This is a genomic window from uncultured Tateyamaria sp. (assembly GCF_947496075.1).
Taxonomy (GTDB): domain Bacteria; phylum Pseudomonadota; class Alphaproteobacteria; order Rhodobacterales; family Rhodobacteraceae; genus Tateyamaria.
In genome coordinates this window covers 1,126,604-1,150,803 of sequence record NZ_CANMBJ010000002.1, presented here as the reverse complement: position 1 = coordinate 1,150,803, position 24,200 = coordinate 1,126,604, and the positions used below count along the sequence as shown (strand labels likewise).

The following is a 24,200-nucleotide window of genomic DNA, read 5'->3' as shown; positions in this document are numbered from 1 at the left end:
AATTTGACCCCGTCCGGCCCCTTGTGTTGTGACATGCTCCCACCAACATAAGGGTTATGAAGACATTTGATGACATCGACATGCGAATCCTGCGCGAGTTGCAGCAGGACGCGGGTGTTTCACTTGAAACGCTCGGGGAACGGGTTGGCCTCAGCCGGAATGCATGCTGGCGACGTGTACGGGCGCTCGAAGACAGTGGCGCGGTCAAGGGACGGGTGGCATTGCTGGATCCGACGGCCGTCGGTCTGAGCCTGATGGTGTTCATGCAAATCCGCACACAAAGCCACGACCCCGACTGGCAGCAGCGGTTCAACAGGGCTGTCCAGGCGATTCCCGGCATTCTGAGCGTTTACCGGATGACCGGTGATCTGGACTATTTGATCCGGGCGCGCGTATCAGACATGGCGGGTTATGATGACCTGTACCAACAGCTGATCCACCACGTGCCCATTGCAGACGTGTCGGCCAGCTTCGTTATGGAAGAGATCAAGGACAGCACAGCGCTGCCCATCTGAAAGACACGCCAATGCCCCTTCACTATGTTTACCTTGTTCTGGCCGTCGCTGCCGAGACGATCGGTACCACCGCCCTGCAAGCCAGCAACCAGTTCACGCGGATGGGTCCAACGCTGCTGGTCGTTCTGGCCTATGGGGTGGCGTTTTACTTTCTGGGCATTGCGCTGAAATACATCCCCGTCGGTATTGCCTATGCCCTCTGGTCTGGGCTGGGGATCGTTCTGATCGCTTTGATCGGCTTTGCGGTGTTTGGGCAGGTCCTTGATCTGGCTGCCGTGCTTGGACTGGGATTGATCATCACAGGGATTGTGGTGATTCAGCTCTTCTCTACAACGGCGACACACTAGGGGTCTTTGACCCTTTCATTCTGCATTGCGGCGCTATATGGGCCGGGCAACGGGCGCACTGTCACTCAAGACCGTGTCGCCAACATCGGACATCTATGTCCTACCGCTTCGCTACTTGAGGACAGATATGGATCTGCGCAACATCGCCATCATCGCCCACGTCGACCACGGCAAGACCACGCTTGTGGACGAATTGCTGAAACAGTCCGGCACATACCGCGACAACCAGGCCACAACCGAACGGGCCATGGACAGCAATGACCTCGAGCGCGAGCGCGGGATCACCATCCTGGCCAAGGCGACATCCGTCGAATGGAAGGGCACGCGCATCAACATCGTGGACACGCCCGGCCACGCCGATTTCGGCGGTGAGGTTGAGCGTATTCTGTCCATGGTCGATGGTGTTGTGCTGCTGGTGGATGCGGCCGAAGGGCCGATGCCGCAGACCAAGTTCGTAACCTCCAAGGCCTTGGCGCTGGGCCTGCGCCCCATTGTCGTTCTGAACAAGGTCGACAAACCCGATGGAGAGCCGGACCGCGCGCTTGACGAATGCTTTGACCTCTTTGCCAACCTTGGTGCGGATGATGACCAGCTTGATTTCCCGGCGATGTACGCTTCGGGCCGCTCAGGTTGGGCAGACATGGAGCTAGATGGCCCGCGCAAGGACCTTTCGGCGCTGTTTGATCTGATCGTGGATCACGTCCCTGCCCCGGCACAAGTCGCAGCCAAGGACGAACCCTTCCGCATGCTGGCGACCACTTTGGGATCGGACCCGTTCATTGGCCGTATCCTGACGGGCCGTGTCGAATCCGGAACCTTGAAAGCGGGCGAAACCGTCAAGGCTCTCAGCCGCGATGGCACGTTGATCGAAAACTTCCGCTGCACAAAAATCCTCGCCTTCCGCGGGCTGGGCCAGCAGCCTATCGATCTGGCCGAGGCGGGCGATATCGTCACGCTTGCAGGCATGTCAAAGGCGACCGTGGCCGACAGTATCGTTGCGACATCCGTGAGCGAGGCCCTGCCCGCACAACCCATCGATCCACCAACCATCACCGTCACCTTTGGCATCAACGACTCGCCCATGGCCGGTCGCGACGGCAAGAAGGTGCAATCACGTGTGATCCGTGACCGCCTGATGAAAGAAGCGGAATCGAACGTTGCCATCAAGATCACCGACACACCGGGCGGCGACGCCTTCGAAGTTGCGGGCCGCGGCGAATTGCAGATGGGTGTCCTGATCGAAAACATGCGCCGCGAAGGATTTGAACTCAGCATTTCGCGCCCGCAGGTTCTGTTTCAAGAGATCGACGGCGTCCGGCACGAACCGATCGAAGAAGCCACGATTGACGTGGATGATGAATACTCAGGCGCGGTCATCGAAAAGCTGACCGGCGTGCGCAAGGGCAATCTGGTCGAGATGAAACCGGCCGGCGCCGGCAAGACCCGCATCGTGGCCCATGTGCCGTCGCGCGGGTTGATCGGCTATCACGGCGAATTTCTGACCGACACGCGCGGCACCGGCGTGCTGAACCGCGTGTTCCACGAGTGGGCGCCCCACAAGGGGCCGATCCCGGGCCGTCGCGCTGGCGTCTTGATCTCGATGGAAAACGGCCAATCCGTCGCGTTCGCCCTCTGGAACCTCGAAGAGCGGGGCCGCATGTTCATCGGGGCGCAAGCCGACGTCTATACCGGCATGATCATTGGTGAACACAGCCGCGACAACGACCTGGAAGTGAATCCACTGAAGGGCAAGAAGTTGACCAACGTGCGTGCCTCGGGCACGGACGAAGCGGTGCGTCTGACGACACCGATCACCATGTCACTGGAAGAAGCAATCGCTTACATCGACGACGATGAACTGGTCGAAGTCACGCCGAATGCCGTGCGGTTGCGCAAGCGATATCTGGACCCGCACGAACGCAAGCGGATGGCGAGGGCCAGCTGATCAGGAAGGCGGACACACCGCCCTCCCTTAGTCGGTGATCAGTCGTCAAACGGGAAAACGCCGGTGTCGTCTTTATCGCCACCTTTCTCTTCGGCAGCACGCACGCGCTTCTCGATCTCGTCCAGATGACCCAACTCGAACGGCCGTGCCGGACGCGGAATGTGTTTGAGCACCTGTTCGATCCCGTCCTCTGCCAATTGTGCCGCGTCGTTCGGAATCGCCTCTTGTTGTACGGCGTCCTGAACCGCAGCCAAAAAGATGCGCCCGCACCGATGTGCGCTTGGGTTGAACAGCGTGACGCATTGATGTTGGTCACAGCACGCCTGAACCACCGCGCTGTCGGTGAAATGATTGACGTAATAAAATCCATCACCGATGCGGAAACTCCAGACCGCGTTGATCCGATAGCACCCAGGGGGCACGCGAATGCTGCGATGGCCACAAGGCGCGGGAATGACGGCATATTCCCGGTCGCACCAGCGCAGGATCGATCCATCGCAGTTGTAGATGTTGATGTACCAGGTGCGGCTGCTGATCTTGCATGGATCATCAAGGGCGGTCACCCAAACGTTTAGATTTGCCAAAGACATAAAGAATTCCTCCCAGAAATGGGCACAAACGCCCCGTGGGGCGCAAAAGAAGTGCATGTTTGAATTCAGGGGCGAGATGTCGCGCGGGGCACAACCCCCGTCCCAACGATCAACGACGCGACAATTGCGCCATGAGATGCACTATATCACACAAGCGTGAGTCGAAAAACTCGCCTTTCGGGATTTCTGTCAGACGTTGGAAATGATGGTGCACGCCGACAAATGGCTACTCAGTCGTTTCGACAATCAAGAGTTCGCGTTCCGATGCGCCGCGCGCATGTTCAAGTGCGGCTTGATACGCGTCGGAATGGTAGCACCGCTCGGCCGTTTCGACATCGGGGAACCGGGCCACGACATTGCGGGGCCGGTCCTTGCCTTCCAGCTGCACGTAACGCCCGCCCCGGGCGATGAAGGTGCCGCCATGGTTGGCGATAGCGACCGTCGCGCCTGCTGCATATTTCTTGTATGCCTCTTCGTCCGTCACCGTGACATGTGCAATCCAGAGTGCTGGCATCTTATCCTCCCATGACCGCCTTGGCAGCCGCGATGGCCGCGTCGGCATTTGCTGCATCCTTGGCCCCGCCCTGGGCCATGTCCGGGCGACCACCACCGCCCTTGCCACCCAGCTCCACCACGGCAGCCTTGACCAGATCCACAGCGTTCACGCTGTCAGTCTTGTCCTGCGTGACACCAGCAGCCACGGCCACTTTGCCATCTGCATCCGCGATCAAAAGGATCGCGCCGGTGCCCATGCGGCTTTTGTGCTCGTCAATCAGCGCAGGCAGATCACGGCCTGTCACACCGCTCAGCACCTGCGCGAGGAACGGTGTTCCGTTCACATCCTCAGCTTCGGGCGCGGCTTGCCCGCCACCCGCCATCGCGAGATCACGGCGCAGCTGCGCCACTTCGGCAGCCAGCGCCTTGCGTTCGTCCATGAGCGCCTTGACGCGGGCCGGCACGTCCTGTGCCTGCGCTTTCAGTTCGGTGGCGGTTCGAGCCAAGAGACCTTCTTGATCACGCAAGTGTTTCATCGCGGCCTGCCCCGTCAGCGCCTCGATCCGGCGCACACCGGCGCTGGACGCGCTGTCACCCAACGTGACAAAAGCCCCGATATCGCCCGTTTGGCGCACATGCGTTCCGCCGCACAATTCAAGCGAATAGGTATCGCCGCTGATGCCTTTGCCCGATCCGGCTTCGGTGCCCATGGACACCACACGCACCTCATCACCGTACTTTTCGCCGAACAGCGCTTGCGCTCCCAGGTCACGCGCATCATCGGGCGTCATGATCCGGGTCTCGACCGGTGCGTTCTGGCGGATATAGGCGTTTACCTCAGCCTCGACCGTGTTCAATTCTTCAAGGCTCATCGCCTTGCCATGGCTAAAGTCGAAACGCAGGCGATCCGGCGCATTGAGCGAGCCGCGCTGCGCCACGTGATCCCCAAGCGCATTCCGGAGCGCTTCATGCAGCAGGTGCGTGGCCGAGTGGTTTGCACGGATTGTCGTGCGCCGCGCGTGATCAACCTCGAGCCGAACGGGATCACCAACAGCCAGTTGACCGCTGTCCACCCTGACGTAGTGAGCATAAAGCCCGCCAGCCCGCTTTTGCACGTCGCTTACATGTCCGGAAAATCGAGTCTCGTATTCTTCCTGGCTTCCTTCGACGATCCGCACATGCCCATGGTCGGCAACCTGCCCACCCGATTCCGCGTAAAACGGGGTCTGATTGAAGACGACCCAGGCACCGCCTCCATCGACATCCAGTGATGGGACTTCAGCACCCTCACTGACAATGGCAAGCACCACCCCTTCAGCGATTTCGGTGTCATAGCCCAAGAAATCGGTGGCGGCGTGACTATCTGCCACGTCGAACCAGACGGTCGCATCCGCAGCTTCGCCAGATCCCGACCACGCGGCACGGGCCTTGGCCTTTTGCTCGGCCATGGCGGCATCAAAGCCTTCCGTGTCCACCCCACGTCCCTTTTCACGCAAGGCATCCTGCGTCAGATCAAGCGGGAAACCATAGGTGTCATAGAGTTTGAACGCTGCGGCTCCGGGCAGATCAGCATCATCGGCCAGCCCGGCGACCTCATCATCCAGCAGCTTCAGCCCTCGGTCGAGTGTTTGCTTGAACCGGGTTTCCTCGGCTTGAAGCGTTTCCGTGATCAACGCCTGCGCCTGACCCAATTCCGGATAAGCCGCGCCCATCTGCTGCACCAGGGCAGGCACCAGCCGGTACATGACCGGGTCCTTGGCCCCCAAAAGGTGCGCATGCCGCATCGCGCGGCGCATGATCCGGCGCAGCACGTATCCGCGCCCGTCATTCGACGGCATCACGCCGTCCGCAATCAGGAACGAGGTCGAGCGCAAGTGATCTGCAATCACCCGGTGATGCACGTTCTGGTCGCCATAGGGATCAACGCCCGTCACATCTGCGGAGGCTTCGATCAGCGACTTGAACAGGTCTGTGTCGTAGTTGTCGTGACTGCCTTGAAGCAACGCCCCAATGCGCTCCAGCCCCATACCGGTATCGATGGACTGCATCTCAAGATCGATCATAGACCCATCTTCGAACTGCTCGTTCTGCATGAAAACGATGTTCCAGATCTCGATAAAGCGGTCGCCATCCTCCTCCGGGCTGCCGGGCGGGCCACCCCAGATGTGGTCGCCGTGATCATAGAAAATCTCGGTACACGGACCGCAGGGACCGGTCGGCCCCATCTGCCAGAAGTTGTCGGAGGTCGCGATGCGGATGATCCGGTCCTCGGGCACGCCAACCTTCTTCCAGATCTCAAACGCTTCATCATCGGTGTGATACACGGTGACATAAAGGCGATCCTTGGGAATTCCGAACTCACCGGTGATCAGGTTCCATGCGAACGGGATCGCTTCGTGCTTGAAATAATCGCCGAAACTGAAGTTCCCCAGCATCTCGAAGAACGTGTGGTGGCGGGCGGTGTAACCCACATTGTCGAGGTCATTGTGTTTGCCCCCGGCGCGCACACATTTCTGCGCTGTTGTTGCCCTAGTATAGTCGCGACGCTCAAGCCCCGTGAACAGGTTCTTGAACTGCACCATGCCCGAGTTCACGAACATCAACGTAGGATCGTTGCGCGGCACCAGCGGGCTGGAAGGCACAACGGCATGCCCTTGTTTTTCAAAGTAATTCAGAAAGGTCGAACGGATGTCATTGAGCGATGGCATGGGCATGGTCCCGGGGCGTCAGATCAGTTGCCCTGACATAGCCCCGAGGGCGGACAGTGTCCACAAACGAAACGGGGCGCCGCCGTCGCGACACCCCGTTCCGGATATTGTCCGCACCACGTCTGGCGCGCCGGGGATGTTCTGGGCCCGGTCCCCTGTGCCCGACCGATCAGGCCTCGAGGATATCGTCGTCCTCGACCTGCTCATGCTTGGGCATATCGAAGTCGAGCCCATGCGCCGCTCGGATTTTGTCTTCGATGTCATAGGCGATACGGCCGTTTTCCTTCAGGAAGGTCTTGGCGTTCTCACGCCCCTGCCCGATCCGCTCATCCCCATAGCTGAACCAGGAGCCCGATTTCTCGACCACGCCAGCCTTTACTCCAAGGTCGAGCAGTTCGCCCATTTTCGAGATGCCTTCGCCATACATGATGTCGAATTCCACCTGCTTGAAGGGCGGTGCCACCTTGTTCTTAACAACCTTGACGCGCGTCGCGTTGCCGACAACCTCATCACGATCCTTAAGCGCGCCGATACGACGGATATCGAGCCGGACGGAGGAGTAGAATTTCAGCGCATTGCCGCCCGTCGTCGTTTCGGGCGAGCCGAACATGACGCCGATTTTCATGCGGATCTGGTTGATGAAGATCACCATGCAGTTGGAACGGCTGATCGACCCGGTCAGCTTGCGCATCGCCTGACTCATCAGGCGGGCTTGCACGCCAACGCTGCTGTCACCCATGTCGCCCTCGAGTTCTGACTTCGGCGTCAGAGCAGCAACAGAATCAACAACCACCATGTTCACGGCGCCGGAACGCACCAGCGTATCAGTGATCTCAAGCGCTTGTTCACCGGTGTCCGGCTGCGAGATCAGCAGCTCATCAATGTTTACGCCCAGTTTCTTGGCATATTGCGGGTCCAGCGCGTGTTCGGCATCGACAAAGGCACAGACACCGCCCTGTTTTTGCTGTTCAGCCACGCAATGCAGGGTCAGCGTGGTTTTACCTGACGATTCAGGGCCATAGATCTCGACGATGCGCCCCATGGGCAAGCCGCCTATGCCAAGCGCGATGTCGAGGCCAAGCGAGCCGGTCGAGCTGGCCTTGATGTCCTGAATGGCGTTCTCGTCACCCAGCTTCATGATCGACCCCTTGCCGAACTGACGTTCGATCTGGGCCAGTGCGCTGTCGAGCGCCTTTTGTTTGTCTGCCGATTTCTTGTCTGTCATTGTCAAAAGGTCTGCCGTTGCCATTGCTTTGGTCCTTTGTGTCATACCCGCCGGGGGGCGGCAATCACTGCCGAGGCTGCTTCGATGTTCTCCTTGTGTTCCTTATGAGATCAAATCGGGAACATTTCAATAAATTTCTACGTAACTACCTTTTGCCGGCACGGGTTAAGGAGTAGTTTACGCGCCAAAGCAAAGATGAAGAAAAGCAGAACGGGGCAGGAAATGCTGGTGTTTTACAAGGCAAAGCTGGCGTTTCTAGCCGTGCCCAAAACGGGCACGTCGGCCTATGAAACCGCGCTGGCGCCGCATGCGGACCTGATCATTTCCGAGCCTCCCGCGCTGAAACATGCGCCGGTTTACCGTTACAACCGATTCATCCGCCCCATGTTTCTCAATGTCTGCGATGTCGACCTGGATGTCATGGCCGTTATGCGAGACCCGATAAGTTGGTTGGGCAGTTGGTGGAGATATCGGCAACGTCCGTTTATGGCAGGCAAACCAAATGCCACCCACGATATCAGCTTTGACGACTTTGTGCTCGCCTACATGAAGGGCAACAAACCACCGTTCGCAGACGTCGGAAGCCAATACAAATTTCTTGAACGCCAGCCGAACGGCACAGGTGTAACACATCTGTTTCGATACGAGGACCAACAGCGATTGCAAACGTTCCTGACGGAACGGCTTGGCGTGACTTTTGAGTTGGGACAGGAAAACGTCTCGCCCGCACGCGCGCTGGATTTGTCACCTGACGTGGAAAAACGGTTTCGCCGAAAATTTGCCGAAGAGTTCGCCCTTTATGAGAGCATTCCGACAACCTGACGCGTTCAATGCAGCTGCTGGTGTACAGTCTCTGCGAGATCGTTCAGTGAAAACGGTTTCGGCAGGAAAACCGAATTTGGAATCTCCCGCTGCTGATCCGTCAGACGATCTTCGGCGTAACCCGAGACAAAGACGACGCGCACATCCGGACGTTCCTGAAGCGCTTCTCGTACCCAGGAGGGGCCATCTTTTCCGGGCATAACGACATCCGTCACAAAAAGATCAACGTTCAGAGACGCATCCTCCAATGTCTTGAGGGCTGCCTCGGCCGAGTCGGCCTCAAGCACCGTATACCCGCGCAGCCGCAAGGCGCGACTGGCGAAAGCGCGGACCGGTGCTTCGTCCTCGACCAGCAAAATCACCCCATCGCCATGTTTCGGCTCTGCCATTTGCGTTGGCACCTTCGCAGCTGGCGCTTTCGTCGTTGTCACTTCAAGGACCGGGAACATGATTGAAAAGCACGTGCCCTGCCCCGGCGTGCTGTCGACAAAGATGAACCCGCCTGTCTGCTTTACGATCCCGTAGGCGGTGGAAAGACCCAAGCCAGTGCCCTCCCCGGTTTTCTTTGTTGTGTAGAACGGTTCGAACACTTTTTGCAGCTTGTCGGCGGAGATGCCCACGCCCTGATCAACGACGCGCAGACACACATAATCGCCAACGGGTACACTCACCCGATCGCGTTCCAGGGGCTCGGACAAGGTCATACACTCGGTCTCGATCTGTATTTCGCCGCCATCCGGCATGGCGTCACGCGCGTTGACGACAAGGTTCATCAAAACCTGCTCCAATTGTCGCTTGTCGGCGCGGATGGGCTTCAAAACTGGATCGTGGGATAGGTTCAACGTGACCTTTTCGCCCACCAAACGGTTCAGCAGATGTGTGAGGTCCGACATCGTGTCGCGCAGGTCCAACTCTTCCGGGCGCAGCGTTTGCTTGCGAGAGAACGCAAGCAACTGGCCCACAAGAGCAGCGGCGCGATTGGCATTCTGATTGATCTGCACAAGGTCGCTATAGTCCGGGTCGCCTTGGTCATGACGTAGCAACAGCAGATCACAATGGCCCGAAATCGCGGTGAGCAGATTGTTGAAATCATGGGCAACACCGCCCGCCAGCTGACCAATTGCCTGCATTTTCTGGCTCTGCACGAACTGCGCTTCAAGTGTCTTGAGTTCGGTCGCATCAGCAAGGACAGCGATTACGGACACTTCACCATCTTCATTCATCCGATTGAGCGCGACCTGAACAAACATTTCCTTGTCCGAACGCGTTAACCTCAGGAATTCCGATTGCTGAACCGCCCGCCCCGACACCGTTTCTTCGAGCCAATCGCTGATCGGACGCCCCAGGCCAGCCATCAAATCCGAAATGTTTTTGCCTTCGGCCAGCGCGTTTCCGATCAACTCGGATGCGCAGCGATTGAAGCCACGCACATCACCGGCGGGCGAAAACCGGACCAGCGGCACGGGCAAATCCTCAAGCGATGCCCAACTGCCTGATTTCTCATCGTCGCCTTCGGTTGGCGGCGGCAGAAGATAATAGGCCCGGCGCCCCGCACCCGCATCGACCTGCGTAACAAGAACGTCAACCGGACCATCCGGCGTCGTCAAAGGGTTCACAGATCCCAATTTCACTGGAACCTGTTCAAAAACGGCTTCAAGTGTTTTGATCCGCCCACCGACAAGTTTGCGGGCACTTTCGTTCATATAGAGAACGGCACCTGTGCGACCGACCATCAGCATCGGCAAACCAGGGCCGTCGGCACTGCGCCCTTGTCCTGTATCCGGCGCAGCCTCAAGCCGCCAAAGCAGCGTGTCGTCTTCCATTTCGTGTACAGCAAGGCGCATGTGCCCTTTGCGTGTCACGATATCCTCGCGTGCCGCCCCATCAATCTCGGCCTGCTTCCTCAGCCGGAACAAAATACCACCCGGGTTCGCAAAGGTATTGCGCAACGTGCCTGCCATCGTCTCACCCTTACGGGTGGCATAGGTCTGTCGCGCCGCCGCATTGGCTTGCAACACCTCGCCGTCACTTGTGCACACAAAGCTGGGCGACGCGTCTTTTTCAATAAAGGCGGCGATGGAAGATATCGTGCTTTCGTGGCGCGATCGGGATTTTCGGGCCCGCAACGTGACTGCAAAGCCAAGGCCCATTACGGCCAGCGAAGCCGCCAACAGGCCCATCTGTATCAAACGATCGGGTGCAAGAACGCCCATCACGCCAAGCAATACAGCCGCGCCCAGAAGGCTGATGGCCCGATGCGAGCCGTCCTTTTCGGGCCGTGTCAAATTGAATGGCGATCCCACACTGTCGGGCACCAGGCACCTCGTCTCTCTCGATTCGTTGTGCCTTTCTGCGACCAAAACGGTTAACTGCCTCTTAAGCCCTGTCCGTTTCTGCGCATCCAGAAGGTGACGCCAAAGGCGAAACATCCCAGCACGATAAACCTGAGGTTGAGTAAGCCCTTCTCAACCAGCGCGTGTCAAGTGGGTAGCAAAGAAACCATCGCCCCACTCGTCAACAGCCCAACGCTGTGTCGCATCTATGCTGAAGTCTGCGGCCCCATCGACGAAGTTTTGCACCTGCTCTGCATTTTCCTCACGCAACACGGAACAGGTTGCATACAGAAGCGTTCCACCCGGCACGACAAGCGCTGCAGCTTGGGCCAGTATCTCGCTTTGAATACGTGTCAGATCATCCAGACGGTCCTGGGTCAGTGCCCATTTCGCATCAGGCGCGCGCCGCCATGTCCCAGACCCCGAGCAAGGGGCATCGACGAACACCAGATCAAACGGCGGACTGGATGCCAGACCTCCGGACGGACAAATCTTGATATCATGCCCCCCGCGCGCAGCCCGTGCGGGCAGATCGCTCATCCGAGCCGCATCAACATCACTGGCAGTTACAGACCAGCCAAGCGCAGCCATAGCCAACGCCTTGCCACCACCGCCGGCGCACATGTCCAGCGCCTTGCCGGGAGCGCCAAGACCAGCAACGGCAGCCTGGCTTGACGCATCCTGTACCTCCACAAGACCGTTTACGTAGGCCAGCGCGTGCCGAACACGGCGCGCGCCTTCGGTAACTGTCAGCGCCGTCGCGGCGCGGGGATTGGCAATGGTTTCAATACCGTCCTCTTTCAACGCCAATTGAGCGTCGGCAACACTGGATTTGGACATGTTGACCCTGAGGGTTACGGGCGCACGTTCAGTCAAGGCGCGTGCGGTCTGTTCGGCCTCGTCTCCAATACTGTTTTCAAAGATTGGAACCAGCCAATCCGGTAGATCCCAAGCGACACCCTGGGGATCAAGCGGTTTGCTTCTTTCACGCTCCAAATCGGACAAAGGTGCGGGCGCATACCCTCGACCATCAAACAATGTGTCAGGGTCAATGCCTTGGTCGCGCAATCGCCCAATCATGCGTGCGCGCCCGCTGTCCGCGCCACCGCGCGCAGCATCGCTACGCCAGTGTCGCAGCACATCAAAAACGTGATCACGGATGGCCGCGCGATCCTTGGAACCGGCAAACCGACTGGCACGCGCCCAGCGGGTCAGTGCCTTTTCGGCCGGTTGTCCAGCGTCGATGGCGTCAAGTACTTCGATGGCCGCTGCGACGCGTGCACCGGGTGTCATTGCGCCAAAATCACATGATGTTCACACCGTAACACCTTGTTTTCTCACATAGCCCGATAGTTCGGCGACTCGCGCGTGATCTGTACGTCATGCACATGGCTTTCCTTGAGGCCAGCGCCGGTGATCTTCACGAAATTGCAGTTCTTCCGCATCTCATCGACGGTCGCGCAACCGGTGTAGCCCATTGCAGCCCGCAAACCACCCACCAACTGGTGGATGACGGCCCCCGCCGATCCCTTGTAGGGCACTTGCCCCTCGATCCCTTCGGGCACCAGCTTGTCACTGGCCGCGTCCTTCTGGAAATACCGGTCGGCAGACCCGCGCGCCATCGCGCCAAGGCTGCCCATGCCGCGATAGGATTTGAAGCTGCGGCCCTGGTACAGAATGACCTCACCCGGAGATTCGTCTGTCCCCGCGATCATGCTGCCCACCATTGCGCAGGATGCGCCCGCCGCGATGGCCTTGGCGAAATCGCCTGAGAACTTGATTCCGCCATCCGCAATAACCGGCACATCGCCCGCCGCAGCGGCACAATCCATAATAGCGGTCAGCTGGGGTACACCCACGCCCGCCACCATCCGCGTGGTGCAGATCGACCCGGGGCCGATACCCACTTTCACGGCATCCGCGCCCGCGTCGATCAAAGCGCGTGTGGCCTCACCGGTAGCAACGTTGCCCGCAACAATCTGCACCTCGTTCGACAGGTTCTTGGCCCGGCGCACCGCCTCGGCGACACCTTCGGAATGCCCGTGGGCTGTGTCGATCACGATCATGTCGACACCGGCATCGACCAGGGCTTGCGACCGTTCAAAGCCAGCGTCCCCAACGGTCGAAGCCGCCGCCACACGCAAACGCCCCAAATCGTCCTTGCAGGCGGTCGGGTTCAACACGGCCTTTTCGGTGTCCTTGAGGGTCAACAGACCCGTCAGCTTGCCCTCAGCATCTGTCACCAGCAGCTTTTCGATCCGACGCGCCTTCATCAGGCTGATCGCCTCGTCCCGGTCCGCAGGTTCGTGCAGGATGGCAAGATCTTTCGTGGTCATCATGACCGATACAGGCGTCTTGTCATTCTCGGCAAAGCGCATGTCGCGATTGGTCACGATCCCGACAACGCGCCGGTTTTCATCCACGACGGGGAAGCCGGAGAACCCATAGCGTTCGGACAACTCGCGCGCGTCAGCGAGGGTCTGATTGGCGTTAAGCGTGATGGGGTTATAGACGATTCCGCTTTCGAACCGCTTCACCCGGCGGACCTCCTGTGCCTGTGCCGCGATATCCAGATTGCGGTGCACGACCCCCATGCCGCCAGCCTGCGCCATGGCGATGGCCATGCGCCCCTCGGTCACTGTGTCCATGGCCGAGCTGAGCAGCGGGATATTCAGATCAATGCTGCGGGTGACCCGCGTGCGGGTGTCAGCGGTCGTGGGCAGCACGCTGGACGCGGCCGGAACCAGAAGAACATCATCGAAGGTGAGCGCCTCGCGAATCTCCATGGGGGTCTCCTTGGGAGGGTTCGTTTGACGCCTCCCTATTTCATGGACCTGCAAAAATGGGAAGCCCTATTGCGCGCAAGATTTCAACGCGCCACGCTGCCCTTCATGCACACTGAAAAACTGTCCCGCATGCCCACCCTTTGCGATACCGAGCGCATCGTCTCGGAGCCGGGCACGTGCAACATGCGTGGAACGATCCGCACTGACCTACCGAAAACCCTGTGGATCACCGGCCATGGCGTCTTGGGGATAGTGGGTGTTCTGGTGTTTCCGCAGTGGGACGCGGCAGTGGTTTTTCTGCTGCTGACCGCACTCACCGTCTGCGCTGGCCACTCCGTGGGCATGCACCGTTTGCTGATCCACCGCAGCTTCGAGACGCATCGTCTGATCGAATACATTTTGGTCTGGCTGGGCACATGTGTCGGGATGGCCGGTCCGATCGGTATGATCCGGACTCACGACATGCGTGACTGGCATCAACGTCAGCGCACATGTCCGGCACATCCAGCGCATCGCGCCGGATTTCTGAAAGACGCATGGTGGCAACTTTGCTGTCGCTATGACCTCGCCTGCCCCCCACGCTTTGTGCTCGAGCAGCGCGTGGCCCAAGATCCCGTCTATGTCTGGATGGAGCGCATGTGGTGGCTGCAGAACCTGCCTATCGCTCTATTGCTCTTTGCCTTTGGGGGATGGGCTTGGGTGCTGTGGGGCGTCGGCCTGCGTATTGTTGCCTCTCTCGTTGGCCATTGGTGGATCGGCCATGTCGCCCATCGGCGCGGACACCAGGGTTGGGTCGTTGCAGGACTGCCGGTACAGGGTTTCAACGTACCCGGCTGGGGCCTTGTGACCTTTGGAGAGAATTGGCACGGCAATCACCACGCTTTCCCTTATTCCGCCCGCCTCGGCGTCGAAAAAGGTCAGATCGACCCGGGGTTCTGGCTTATCTCCACGCTCGAGACATTTGGTTTGGTATGGAACGTCAAAACACCCGGTGACGAACCGGATCGGCCCGGCCTCACCCGCCTGCAGAACGGGGCTTGCAGCGGCACCGAAAGCGCGGGCATGGTCCAGCCCCATGACAAATACATATGATACCGGCCGCCTGAACCTGCCATTTGTCGGCATATCGACCTTCGGCAAACGCCCCTATGCCGAGGATTGGACAGCGCTCAATGCCGACGTAGCCATCCTTGGCGCGCCTTTTGATGCCGGAACGCAATGGCGTTCGGGCGCCCGGTTCGGCCCGCGGGCGGTGCGCGAGGCGTCCACGCTGTTCAGCTTTGGCCATGCCGGGGCCTACGATCACGAGGATGACGCGACCTACCTGCCCGAAACCGTGCGGATCGTGGATATGGGCGACGCGGACATCATCCACACGGATACGGAAGGCAGCCACGCCAACATTGAAGCCGGTGTGCGGGCCGCCTTGGCCGCAGGTGCCCTGCCGGTCACCATTGGCGGTGATCATTCGGTCAACATCCCCTGCATCCGGGCCTTTGACGGGCAAGGCGACATCCACATTCTTCAGATCGATGCACACCTGGATTTTGTCGATGAACGCCACGGCGTGCGGTATGGCCACGGCAACCCCATGCGACGCGCGGCAGAGTGTGACTATGTGACCGGGCTGACGCAGGTCGGCATCCGCAATGTCAGCTCGACCGCCAAGGAAGGCTACGATGATGCGCGCGCGATGGGCTCGGACATCCTCTCGGTCCGTCAGGCGCGCGCGCTTGGGCCCAAAACAGTGATTGACCGCATCCCCGAGGGCGCGCGTCTCTACATCACCATCGACATCGATGCCTTCTGCCCCTCGATTGCGCCCGGCACGGGCACGCCAAGCCATGGCGGGTTTCTGTACTATGACGTGCTGGAGATGTTGCAAGCGGCGGCGAAACGGCACGACATCGTGGGAATTGATCTGGTTGAAGTGGCGCCCGACTACGACCCAACGGGCTCAACCGCCATTCTGGCCGCACAGGTTTTGATGAACCTGTTGGGCTTCATCTTTCACGCCCGCGCGTCTCACTAGCGTGCAAGGGGGCCAGCCCCCGCCCTTCGGGCCCCCAGAAGTTTATCTGGCAAGATGAAGAGGATCGAAAACTGACGTGTGTGTGACGCCCTATGTCGCTTGACACCTTTCCCCTGCCCGTGGCCCGACTATTGTAGGGGCAGGCAAGATCACCGAGGCGCTCATGAGCACTGATCCACTCGTCGTATTTACCCCGTCCGGCAAGCGCGGGCGTTTTCCCGTCGGCACGCCCATCCTGACCGCCGCCCGCCAGCTTGGCGTCGACCTTGATTCCGTCTGTGGCGGGCGCGGGATTTGTTCCAAGTGCCAGATCACACCCAGCTACGGCGAGTTTCCCAAGCACGGTGTGACCGTGGCCGACGATGCCCTGTCGGAATGGAACAAGGTCGAAGAGCGTTACAAATCCAAGCGCGGGTTGATCGATGGCCGCCGCCTGGGATGTCAGGCCACGGTCCAGGGCGACGTGGTCATTGACGTGCCCCCGGAAAGCCAGGTGCACAAACAGGTGGTGCGCAAACGGGCCGAGGCGCGCGACATCGTCATGAACCCCTCGACCAAGCTTTACTATGTCGAGGTGGCCGAACCAGACATGCACGACCCCTCGGGCGATCTGGAGCGGCTGGTCGGCGCCATCGAGGCCGATTGGGGCATCAAGAACATCCACGCCGATCTGCACATCCTCCAGGACCTGCAACCGGTGCTGCGCAAGGGCGCGTGGAAAGTCACCGTCGCCATCCACCTCGGCGATGACGAAAACGCGCCGCGGATCATGCATATATGGCCCGGCTATTACGAAGGCGCGGTCTATGGCCTTGCTGTCGATCTGGGGTCCACCACCATCGCCGCGCACTTGTGTGATCTGACAAGCGGAGAGGTCGTGGCCTCCTCGGGTATCATGAACCCGCAGATCCGGTTTGGTGAGGATCTGATGAGCCGCGTCAGCTACGGCATGATGAACACCGGCGGCGCGGGTGAAATGACGGCAGCTGTGCGCGAGGGAATGAACGCCCTTTTCACCCAGATCGCGACCGAGGCCGAGATTGACAAGGGCCTGATCGTGGACGCCGTCTTTGTCTGCAACCCGGTCATGCACCACCTGTTGCTGGGCATCGATCCGTTCGAGCTGGGTCAGGCCCCCTTTGCCCTTGCCACATCGAACGCGCTGCGCCTGCGGGCCGATGACCTTGACCTGAACATCCACCCCTCAGCTCGGATTTACCTGCTGCCCTGTATCGCGGGCCATGTGGGCGCAGATGCCGCTGCCGTGGCCCTCAGCGAGGCACCGGACAAGTCCGACGATCTGGTCCTCGTGGTTGATGTCGGCACCAACGCCGAAATCCTGCTCGGGAACAGGGACAAGGTACTCGCCTGTTCCTCCCCCACCGGACCCGCCTTTGAAGGGGCGCAGATCAGCGCAGGCCAGCGCGCCGCCCCCGGCGCAATTGAACGGGTCGAGATTGATCCGGTCACCAAGGAACCGCGCTTTCGCATCATCGGGGTTGACCTGTGGTCCGACGAAGACGGGTTCGAGGCTGCCGCCGCGGGCACCGGGATCACCGGCATCTGCGGCTCTGGCATCATCGAAGCCATTGCCGAAATGCGGCTGGCCGGACTGCTCGACGCCTCGGGCCTGATCGGCAGCGCGGCGCAGACCGGGTCGGATCTCTGCGTGCCCGACGGGCGCACCCAAGCCTATGTCCTGCATGACGGCACCGCCATCGGCGGGCCAAAGATCACCGTCACCAACCCTGACATCCGCGCCATCCAGATGGCGAAGGCCGCGCTTTATTCTGGCGCGCGCCTGCTGATGGACAAGTTTGGCGTGGATCAGGTCGACCGGGTCGTGCTGGCAGGCGCATTCGGCGCGCATATCTCGTCCAAACACGCCATGGTGCTGGGCATGATCCCCGACGCCCCGCTGGACAAGGTGACCTCGGCGGGCAACGCCGCCGGAACCGGCGCGCGCATCGCGCTCCTGAACCGCGACGCCCGGGGCGAGATCGAAGAGACGGTCCGCCGTATCCACAAAGTCGAAACCGCCATCGAACCGCGCTTCCAGGAGCATTTCGTAAACGCCTCCGCCATCCCCAACTCTGCCGATCCATTCCCGATCCTGAACGGGATCGTCGATCTGCCAAATGTCAGCTTCAACACCGGCGGCGACAGCGAAGGTGGTGGGCGCCGTCGCCGGAGACGCGCATGAGCAACGCGGAGCAGGAAGAGTTCTGGACCGATGCCGCCGGTCCGAAATGGGTCACACAGCAGACGCAGATGGACACGCTTCTGGCCCCAGTGCTCGACCTGGTTCTGGACCAAGCCGCCCTTCGGCCCGGTGACCAGGTGCTGGATATCGGCTGCGGTACGGGCGTCAGTGTCGTGGCCGCTGCACGGGCGGTGGGCGGCCAGGGCCATGTGACCGGGCTTGATATCTCGGAAACGATGCTGGATCTGGCCGCGGCACGGCTGCCGGACATGACGAACGCGGCGCTTTTGAAGGCGGACGCCCAAACACATCGGTTCGACACGCCTTTCGACGCAATGATCTCCCGCTTTGGCGTCATGTTCTTTAATGACACGGTGGCGGCACTTTCCAACCTGAACGCGGCCCTTGCGCCGGGTGGGCGCATGACCTTCGCGGCATGGGGACCCGCACCGCAGAACCCCTATTTCATGGTGCCGGCCAAGGCAGCCGCCAGCGTGCTGGGCCCTATGCCCAAGACGGACCGCACGCTGCCCGGCCCCTTCGCGTTCGAGGACAGCACGCGGATACTGGCGCAAATGGCGCAGGCCGGGCTGAAGAACACGGACGTTGAAACGGTGTCGGTCGATCTGACATCGGTGGGCGATGTGGCCGAGACCGCGGCGTTGATGATGCAGATCGGACCGGCAGAAGCGGCCGTGCGCCACCACGGCGTGGACGCCGAAGCCGCCCAACAGGTGCAATCCGCCGTGGCCGACGCCATCGCGCAATTCGACACCGATGACGGGCTGCGCATTCCGGCCTGCATCCACATCTACAGCGCACGCAAACCCGCTTGACGCCAACCGCCCCCACGCCTATCCCAAGCCCCGAGCGCGGGTATGGTGAAAAGGTATCACGGCAGCTTCCCAAGCTTTAGTTACGGGTTCGATTCCCGTTACCCGCTCCACAACCTTACCCTTCGGGATAGTTGACTTCCGCCCATACCTTGAGTGCCCGGATATGGGGTAACAGGTCCGCACCGCGGTCTGTCAGGCTATACTCAACGCGCAGCGGCATTTCGTCGAACGGCTCCCGATGGACCAGGCCGTCGGCTTCCAATTTGCGCAAAGTTTGGGTCAGCATTTTCTGCGTCACACCATCCAAACGCCGCCGTAGAGCGCAAAAGCGTTCAGACCCATCGGCAAGGGCAACAATCGCCAACAAGGTCCATTTCTCTGCCGATCTGGCAAAGAACTGCCGCGATGGGCAGACCTTGGCAAAGCTCGGGGTCAAAGCCGAACATACCGTTTTTCTGGGCAGTCGTACCCCGGTCAAAGAACAGGTCAGTCTGGCAAGTGCCTGCGCCGACAGCGACATGGTGATCCTCGCCATGCCCTATACCGCAGCGCGGGACACGCTGGTCCCACTCGCAGCTGCTATTGGCAACAAGATCGTTGTTGATGCGACCAATCCGCTAAATGATGACAGGAGCCCGCTGCAGCTTGGCGAGTCCACCTCGGCGGGTGAAAATGTGCCGGATTGGCTGCCTCAGGCGCGGGTGGTCAAAGCCTTCAACATCATCTTCGCGGACATCATGACAAAGTGAGGCTTGAACCGGGATGGCAGGGCCGCGACGGCTTTCATCGCGGAAAATGACGCAGACGCCGTGGACACTGTCAAATCGCTGACTGCGCGCATGGGGCTCACCCCGGTGGTGACCGGCCCGTTGCAGATCAGCCAGCACCTTGAGGCGATGGCGCATTTGAACATCGCGATAGCTGCGGGTCAGAACGGCGGGACAAATGCCGCCTTCCTGTACCACCAAGGTTGAAAGAGATGGCAGGCGGTCGACCCGCCTGCCACCGCTACAGATCACTATCGCGTGCGTATGCAGGTGTGACCTTGATTTAGGAACCGTTTGGTCCACTTTTGCCCAAAAGGAGATGTGCACCGTGCCACACGTCAACACATGGCAAATCGCAACCGACCGCACGGTGATGAGGCGCGCGACCAAGATTGCTCTTGTCGTCGGCATCGTCATCGCGGTGATCAACCACGGCGATCGGATGGCTGCGGGCCAGATGGACGCCAGTGCGTGGCTGAAATGCGCGCTGACCTTCCTTGTGCCCTACTCCGTCTCCACCTACTCTTCGGTCATGGCCGTACGGGAGCGGCTGCAAAGCCTCGGGGACTGATCCACTTTGAACATTCTGTTTGTGATGTATGACCAGCTGCGGTTTGACTACCTCAGCTGTGCCGGGCATCCGCATCTGCATACGCCGAACTTCGAACGTGTGGCGGCGATGGGCGTGCGTTTCACCAACGCCTATGTCCAATCCCCGATCTGCGGCGGATCGCGGATGTGTTTCTATACCGGACGCTACGCTGCATCTCACGGCGCCCATTGGAATGGGTTTCCCTTGCGGGTGGGCGAACACACGTTGGGGGATCACTTGCGCAAGGTCGGCATGTCCTGCCACCTGATCGGCAAAACGCATATGACGGTCGATGCCGAAGGGATGGAACGGCTCGGGTTGGACGCAGAAAGCGTGATCGGCGTGCGCACATCGGAATGCGGGTTCGACCCATGGGTGCGTGACGACGGGCTCTGGGCCGAAGGTCCAGACGGTTTTTATGATGAAAGGCGAAGCCCTTACAACGAATACCTCAAGTCAAAAGGGTATGACGGCAGCAACCCATGGGCCGACTACGCCAACGCCAGTCTTAAGGACGGACAAATCGCATCCGGCTGGTTCTTCGACAACACCGACCTGCCCGCCAACATCCGCGAGGAGGACAGCGAAACGCCGTGGCTCACCTCGGAAGCGATCCGTTTCATCGATCAGGCGACCGGCCCATGGTGCGCGCATCTTAGCTACATCAAACCGCACTGGCCCTACATCGTTCCCGCACCCTACCACGACATGTATGGCCCCAACCACGTGCCCGCCGCCACCCGCGCCGACGGCGAACGGATCAATGCGCACCCGGTCTTTGACACCTTCATGAACGGCCCCGTAGGCCGCGCCTTTCAGGATGAAGAGGTGCGGGCCAAGGTCATCCCCGCCTATATGGGCCTGATCAAACAGTGCGATGACCAGTTGGGCCGCCTGCTCGATCATCTCGAAGCGACGGGACAGATGGGCAGCACCATGATCGTGCTGACCTCGGACCACGGCGACTATTTGGGCGATCACTGGCTGGGTGAGAAAAACCTGTTCCACGACCCTTCCGTCAAGGTGCCCATGATCATCTATGACCCGCGCGAGGCTGTGAACAGCACCCGCGGCACCACATGCGATGCACTGGTCGAATCCATCGACCTCGCCGCAACCTTCGTTGAGGCCGCAGGTGGCACCGTGCCCGACCACATCATCGAAGGACGCAGCCTGCTGCCGTGGCTGCACGGAGAGACGCCCGACTGGCGCGACTACGTGATTTCCGAATACGACTTCTCGGCTCAACCCGTCGCGGTGAAACTTGGGCTTGAGCCGCGCGACTGCCGCCTCTTCATGGTGTTCGACGGGCGGTACAAGCTGATGCATTGCGCGGCCCCCGGTCTGCGCAACATGCTGTTCGATCTCGAAACGGATCCGGACGAGTTGATCGACCTTGCCAAGACCGACGCCCACATTGCCATCGAAGCCCGCCTGCTCACGCATCTTCATGACTGGAGCCTGCGCATGTCGCAACGCACCACACGGTCCGAAGACCAGATCAAGGCAATGCGCGGCGCTTCAAACGGCAAAGGCATCCTGATCCACCTCAAGGACGGCACGGAAGTTGATGAAAAACTGACACAAAAGTATCGCGGCCCAGCCCGCCAGATCCACCTCAAGGACTGATCCCATGCATCGTCGCTTCTGCTTTGCCACGTTGGCAATCACCGCGCTCCTTGCGCACCCCGTCATTGCGCAACCAGCCTACGACATGGGTGCCCTTCCCAAGGGCGCAACGTTCACGTGGCACGCGGACAACGGCAATGCCACGGTCAAGTACCTTGGCCAGAATGGCCCACTCTTCAAATTCCGCTACACCCGCGACGCCAGCCAGGGCCGGCCCGTCAAGGTCACCTCCTGGTCGGACCGCGCAGGCAATACGGTCAAGGCACGCGTCCCAGGCGGCACGGTCACCTTCACCCCACATGATTGCAGCATGACGTCCGGCACCTGTCAGTACACAGAATCCCATTCCCGCTATGGCAGGCGCAATGTTGTCTCTACCGTTACAGTCAAAGGCAGCATCTGGCACTACACCAAGCATGAAGACCGGGTGTCACCGGGCACTTTGTTTGAGAAAGGCACGGTCAGCATCGACCAATACGGGGTGGCGCTCGACCGTGACTATCAGCATTTCGAAAACGGTGCCGTGACCAAGACGGGTTGGACCCGGCGCAATCGCTGACCGATACACCGTCAGCCGATCAACACCTCGCCAAACTCCTCACGCAGGTTCCGCTTGAGAACCTTGCCGGTCGCATTGCGCGGCAGCACGTCGGTGAAGACAACCTTGTCCGGCACCTGCCACTTGGCGATCTTGCCGTCAAAAACGGCCAGCACTTCGGCCTCCGATGGCGCTTGCCCCTCGGCCGCCACCGCCACCAGAACCGGGCGCTCGTCCCATTTCTCATGCCGCGCCCCAATCACGGCCGCATCGGCCAGCGCCGGATGCGCGATGGCGATATTCTCCAGATCCACAGACGAAATCCACTCGCCCCCCGACTTGATGATGTCCTTGGACCGGTCCTTGATCGACAAATACCCATCCGGGTCCAACGTCGCCACGTCACCGGTGTCAAACCAGCCGCCGGTCAGTGTTTCGTCCACGGTCTTCTGGAAATAACTGTCCAGAATCCAATGCCCCCGCACCATCAGCGCGCCCTGTGCCTCTCCGTCATGGGACAATGGGTTGCCGTCATCATCCATGATTTCCAGCTCGACACCCCACGGCGGGCGGCCCTGGTTCTCGCGCAGCTTGTGCTGCGCATCGATCGGCAAGTCGGTGTGTTTGGCCAGCGGCTGGTTGGACGACCCAAGCGGCGACATCTCTGTCATGCCCCAGGCGTGGATCAGCTCCACATCATATGTCTCGCGGAAGGCGGCAATCATCGAGGGCGGACACGCCGACCCACCAACCACGGTCCGTTTGAGCGACGTCAGTTGCGACCCGGATTTCTCAGCCTCACCCAAAAGCCCCAGCCAGATCGTCGGCACGCCCAAGGCAATCGACACCTTGCACCCGTCAATCAGCTTCACAAGCGACGGCCCATCCAAACCCGGCCCCGGCAACACCATCCGCGCGCCCACCTGCGCACAGGCATAGGGCGTGCCCCATGCGTTCACATGGAACATCGGCACAACGGGCAGCACAACGTCGCGGGCCGAAAAGCCAATGCAATCAGGCGTGTTCGACGCAAAGGCATGCAGGACAGTGGACCGGTGGGAATACAGAACACCCTTGGGGTTCCCCGTCGTTCCCGACGTATAGCAAAGCGACGACGCGGTATTCTCGTCGAATTCCGGCCACGCGAAATCAGGTGATCCGGTGGCGATCAACTCGTCATAGAACTCCAGCCCCTCGATCTCCGCCGCAGCCGCCTCGTCGCGGCCTTCCATCAGCACCACATGTTTCACACCCGGGATCTTGTCGCGGATGGCTTTCACAAGCGGGACAAAGGTGCGGTCGATAAACAGCACCCGATCCTCGGCATGGTTGATGATATAGACCAGCTGTTCGGGAAACAGACGCGGATTGATGGTGTGGCACACCAGACCGGCGCCCGACACGCCAAAGTAAATCTCCAGATGCCGCCGGTTGTTCCACGCAATGGTGGCGCAACGGGCATGTGGTTCCAGACCCAGCTTGAGCAGCGCGTCGCCCAGCCGATTGGCATTGGCCCCAACCTGCCCCCATGTCGTCTCTTCGACGCCACCACCTGTGTTCACGGACGTAATGGCCGTCTCACCATGATACCGCGCAGCATGATCGACCAGTGAAGAAATAGTCAGGGGGTAGTTCATCATTTGGCCAAGCATCGGCGCCTCCCGTTTTTCCTGTCAGAGCAACGCCTTGCCTGCACGGCCCTCCCCGACCGCGCGCGTTCCTCCCTTGGGTCAACCCTGCCAAGGGGCGGCGGCCCATGCAAGCGCGGCGTGCACGGGATGACGCAAAGACAAGGGGCCAGCCATCGACCAGCCCCTCGTTCGAACGCCTCAGGCTT

At 60.2% G+C, this 24,200-nt stretch carries 22 protein-coding genes and 1 tRNA gene; 14 read left to right on the top strand and 9 right to left on the bottom strand.

Annotation, left to right across the window (positions count from 1 at the left end):
• The first annotated feature begins 56 nt into the window (after window positions 1-56).
• From Q1A51_RS09685 to typA, 3 genes are all read left to right on the top strand, one after another.
• On the top strand, window positions 57-515 hold the full coding sequence (locus Q1A51_RS09685) for an Lrp/AsnC family transcriptional regulator (protein ID WP_299596759.1): 459 nt from the start codon (window positions 57-59) through the stop codon (window positions 513-515).
• An 11-nt stretch (window positions 516-526) separates the two neighbouring features.
• Window positions 527-862, top strand: a complete 336-nt coding sequence (locus Q1A51_RS09680; RefSeq protein WP_299198416.1) for an SMR family transporter — start codon at window positions 527-529, stop codon at window positions 860-862.
• 127 nt (window positions 863-989) lie between these two features.
• Window positions 990-2,807: a translational GTPase TypA gene (typA, locus tag Q1A51_RS09675; RefSeq protein WP_299599626.1), complete on the top strand. Its 1,818-nt coding sequence runs from the start codon at window positions 990-992 to the stop codon at window positions 2,805-2,807.
• Between the two features lie 38 nt (window positions 2,808-2,845).
• On the opposite strand, the gene Q1A51_RS09670 is transcribed toward typA, so the two are convergent.
• The 4 genes from Q1A51_RS09670 to recA form a co-directional block, all read right to left on the bottom strand.
• The gene (locus Q1A51_RS09670; RefSeq protein ID WP_299596764.1) at window positions 2,846-3,397 is read right to left on the bottom strand and encodes a hypothetical protein; all 552 of its coding nucleotides are present in this window, start codon (window positions 3,395-3,397) and stop codon (window positions 2,846-2,848) included.
• A gap of 226 nt (window positions 3,398-3,623) precedes the next feature.
• Window positions 3,624-3,911: a DUF1330 domain-containing protein gene (locus Q1A51_RS09665; protein ID WP_299198442.1), complete on the bottom strand. Its 288-nt coding sequence runs from the start codon at window positions 3,909-3,911 to the stop codon at window positions 3,624-3,626.
• A 1-nt stretch (window position 3,912) separates the two neighbouring features.
• Window positions 3,913-6,600, bottom strand: a complete 2,688-nt coding sequence (gene alaS, locus Q1A51_RS09660; RefSeq protein ID WP_299596768.1) for an alanine--tRNA ligase — start codon at window positions 6,598-6,600, stop codon at window positions 3,913-3,915.
• Between the two features lie 169 nt (window positions 6,601-6,769).
• Complete coding sequence (gene recA, locus Q1A51_RS09655) at window positions 6,770-7,849, bottom strand: recombinase RecA (RefSeq protein WP_299198488.1); 1,080 nt, start codon at window positions 7,847-7,849, stop codon at window positions 6,770-6,772.
• A 198-nt stretch (window positions 7,850-8,047) separates the two neighbouring features.
• On the opposite strand from recA, the gene Q1A51_RS09650 reads away from it, so the two are divergent.
• The gene (locus Q1A51_RS09650; protein WP_299599627.1) at window positions 8,048-8,647 is read left to right on the top strand and encodes a gamma-glutamyl kinase; all 600 of its coding nucleotides are present in this window, start codon (window positions 8,048-8,050) and stop codon (window positions 8,645-8,647) included.
• 5 nt (window positions 8,648-8,652) lie between these two features.
• On the opposite strand, the gene Q1A51_RS09645 is transcribed toward Q1A51_RS09650, so the two are convergent.
• From Q1A51_RS09645 to guaB, 3 genes are all read right to left on the bottom strand, one after another.
• Window positions 8,653-10,860 (bottom strand): ATP-binding protein, encoded by a 2,208-nt coding sequence (locus Q1A51_RS09645; protein ID WP_299599628.1) that lies wholly within the window; start codon window positions 10,858-10,860, stop codon window positions 8,653-8,655.
• A gap of 252 nt (window positions 10,861-11,112) precedes the next feature.
• Entirely contained in the window at window positions 11,113-12,273 is a 1,161-nt protein-coding gene (locus tag Q1A51_RS09640) for an RsmB/NOP family class I SAM-dependent RNA methyltransferase (RefSeq protein WP_299596772.1), read from the bottom strand.
• 44 nt (window positions 12,274-12,317) lie between these two features.
• A complete protein-coding gene (gene guaB, locus Q1A51_RS09635) occupies window positions 12,318-13,766 on the bottom strand; it encodes an IMP dehydrogenase (RefSeq protein WP_299198531.1) in 1,449 nt (482 codons plus the stop codon).
• Between the two features lie 105 nt (window positions 13,767-13,871).
• Here guaB and Q1A51_RS09630 point away from each other — a divergent pair, with 105 nt between their 5' ends.
• From Q1A51_RS09630 to Q1A51_RS09610, 5 genes are all read left to right on the top strand, one after another.
• Complete coding sequence (locus tag Q1A51_RS09630; RefSeq protein ID WP_299596777.1) at window positions 13,872-14,858, top strand: acyl-CoA desaturase; 987 nt, start codon at window positions 13,872-13,874, stop codon at window positions 14,856-14,858.
• Window positions 14,842-15,798, top strand: coding sequence for an agmatinase (speB, locus tag Q1A51_RS09625; RefSeq protein ID WP_299596780.1), 957 nt, complete (start codon window positions 14,842-14,844; stop codon window positions 15,796-15,798). Before Q1A51_RS09630 ends, speB begins: the two co-directional genes overlap by 17 nt.
• 163 nt (window positions 15,799-15,961) lie before the next feature.
• Window positions 15,962-18,001, top strand: a complete 2,040-nt coding sequence (locus tag Q1A51_RS09620; protein WP_299596782.1) for an ASKHA domain-containing protein — start codon at window positions 15,962-15,964, stop codon at window positions 17,999-18,001.
• Window positions 17,998-18,837, top strand: a complete 840-nt coding sequence (locus Q1A51_RS09615; protein ID WP_299596785.1) for a class I SAM-dependent methyltransferase — start codon at window positions 17,998-18,000, stop codon at window positions 18,835-18,837. Before Q1A51_RS09620 ends, Q1A51_RS09615 begins: the two co-directional genes overlap by 4 nt.
• A 36-nt stretch (window positions 18,838-18,873) precedes the next feature.
• A tRNA-Gly gene (locus Q1A51_RS09610) sits at window positions 18,874-18,947 on the top strand.
• 5 nt (window positions 18,948-18,952) lie between these two features.
• Here the strand turns inward: Q1A51_RS09610 and Q1A51_RS09605 are convergent.
• Window positions 18,953-19,357 carry a helix-turn-helix domain-containing protein gene (locus tag Q1A51_RS09605; protein ID WP_299671257.1) on the bottom strand — a complete coding sequence of 135 codons (405 nt, stop codon included), beginning with the start codon at window positions 19,355-19,357 and terminating at the stop codon, window positions 18,953-18,955.
• Between Q1A51_RS09605 and Q1A51_RS09600 the strand changes: the two genes are divergently transcribed.
• The 5 genes from Q1A51_RS09600 to Q1A51_RS09580 all read left to right on the top strand — a co-directional run bounded on the left by Q1A51_RS09600 (window position 19,254) and on the right by Q1A51_RS09580 (window position 22,384).
• On the top strand, window positions 19,254-19,586 hold the full coding sequence (locus tag Q1A51_RS09600; protein ID WP_299596792.1) for an NAD(P)-binding domain-containing protein: 333 nt from the start codon (window positions 19,254-19,256) through the stop codon (window positions 19,584-19,586). The genes Q1A51_RS09605 and Q1A51_RS09600 overlap by 104 nt on opposite strands.
• A gap of 60 nt (window positions 19,587-19,646) precedes the next feature.
• Entirely contained in the window at window positions 19,647-19,811 is a 165-nt protein-coding gene (locus Q1A51_RS09595) for a hypothetical protein (protein ID WP_299596795.1), read from the top strand.
• Between the two features lie 121 nt (window positions 19,812-19,932).
• A complete protein-coding gene (gene nrtS / locus Q1A51_RS09590) occupies window positions 19,933-20,175 on the top strand; it encodes a nitrate/nitrite transporter NrtS (protein WP_299596798.1) in 243 nt (80 codons plus the stop codon).
• Window positions 20,176-20,181: 6 nt separating this feature from the next.
• Window positions 20,182-21,825, top strand: a complete 1,644-nt coding sequence (locus Q1A51_RS09585) for a sulfatase-like hydrolase/transferase (RefSeq protein WP_299596801.1) — start codon at window positions 20,182-20,184, stop codon at window positions 21,823-21,825.
• A gap of 4 nt (window positions 21,826-21,829) precedes the next feature.
• Window positions 21,830-22,384, top strand: coding sequence for a hypothetical protein (locus Q1A51_RS09580; RefSeq protein WP_299596804.1), 555 nt, complete (start codon window positions 21,830-21,832; stop codon window positions 22,382-22,384).
• An 11-nt stretch (window positions 22,385-22,395) separates the two neighbouring features.
• On the opposite strand, the gene Q1A51_RS09575 is transcribed toward Q1A51_RS09580, so the two are convergent.
• Entirely contained in the window at window positions 22,396-24,015 is a 1,620-nt protein-coding gene (locus tag Q1A51_RS09575; protein ID WP_299596807.1) for a long-chain fatty acid--CoA ligase, read from the bottom strand.
• Window positions 24,016-24,200 lie beyond the last annotated feature (185 nt).